Source organism: Rhodococcus sp. 06-462-5, from assembly GCF_002258315.1.
Lineage (GTDB): Bacteria > Actinomycetota > Actinomycetes > Mycobacteriales > Mycobacteriaceae > Rhodococcoides.
In genome coordinates, this window is the sequence record NZ_NOYD01000052.1 from 1 (window position 1) to 1,588 (window position 1,588).

1 protein-coding gene is annotated in these 1,588 nt (G+C 67.7%); it reads right to left on the reverse strand.

Annotated elements, in window-relative coordinates:
- The coding region (locus CH251_RS24180) for an AMP-binding protein (protein WP_143544989.1) at nucleotides 1–1,588 on the reverse strand (1,588 nt) is incomplete at both ends.

Genomic DNA, 1,588 nt, shown 5'->3' on the forward strand with positions numbered 1-1,588 from the left:
TCGGACGGGTGTTCCGGGTCGATCGGAACGTACGCGGCACCGGTGCGCACGACGGCAAGCAGGGTCACCACGAGATCCACCGAACGCGCGAGCATGACTGCCACGCGGTCGCCTCGCGTCACACCGCGGGCGCTCAACTGCGCGGCCATCGCCTCGACGCGGGTGGCGATCTCGGAGAAACTGAACTCCGCACCGGTGTGATCGACGATCGCCACTGCGTCCGGCGTTCTCGACATCTGCAGGCGGACGAGCGAATCCAGCGTCGCGTCATCCGCGTGCACCTCGACACCGCGCGACCATTCCTCTGCCCTGATTCGGTCGTCGGCGTTCAGTGCATCGAACGTCGCCACCCTCGCATCGGGGTCCTCGGACAGTCTGCCGAGAAAGTCGACGAATGCAGCCGCGGTGTCGGTGACCGATTCGGGAGTTGCCGCAGTGTCGCTCGATGTCAGGTCCACCGCGAACCCGTGCACCCGATCGCGATACACCATCAGGTCCAGTCGGCCGGCCGGTCCACTCGTGACCGTTTCCTGGCGGCCGGCGATCGACCCGAAGCCGTAGTCGTAATCGAAGGCCTTGACGTTCAACTGCGGCAATGCCGCGTAGTCCTCCGGACCGTTCGGCCACAGTCGTGCAAGGGTCTCCCCCGCCATCTGATGACGGACGACCTCCCGCATCTCGCCTCGGACCCGCTGCACCAACTCGGCGACCGTCTCGGACGGAGAAACCCGCAACGTCACCTGCGCGGCACCGACCAACATTGCCGGAGTCCGCAGCGCTACACCGCTCGAGCGGTTCATCTGCGGCAACCGGACCGCGAACAGGTCCCGTCCGTCGCGCGCGGACGTGAACAGCCCCCAGCCCAACGCCACGACGTCGGACCACGTGACCCGTGCCGAACGCGCGAGTGCGTCGACCGACGCCGCCACCTCGTCCGGAACGCGGCCGTGTCCTCGCGCGTCGGTGAGGAAGAACTGACGCGAGGAATCGAATGCGACGGCCGAGGCCTCGGAGACCTCCTCGAACTTCGCTGCCCAGAATCGTTCGGAATCGCCCGCGTCGACACCAGCACCGTCGACGACCGACGCATAGTCCCCGAACCACCGCTCGGGCACCGAAAGGCCCTCGGCCAGAGCGGTGTACACCTCTGCGACACGACGAGTGACGAGCCCGAGACCGTAGGCGTCGAGGAGTAGGTGATGAGTCGAGAACTCCCATGCCCACCCGCCGCTGGTTCGGGGGTGCAGGACCGACAGCGACTCGTATCGGTTCTGTCCTACGCCGTCGACGCGGCAACGCTCTGCAGCGACTGCGCGGATGCCCGCGTCCTCGCACGCGGAGGTGACGACCTGGAGGGCACCGATGGGCCTGCCGGCGGCTGCGAGCCGAGGCACTCCGTCCGAGCCGATAGTCGGCCGCACACCGAGGACCTCGGCCTCGGAGCCCGCCACGGCCAACGCGCGATTCAACGCGGCCACGTCCACGTCGTCGTCCAGCCAGACCAACTGTGAGATTCGGAAGGCGTCTGCGTCGGGGCTGACCTGTTCTGCGGCCCACACACCCAGTTGCGCTGCTGTCACCGCCCCGC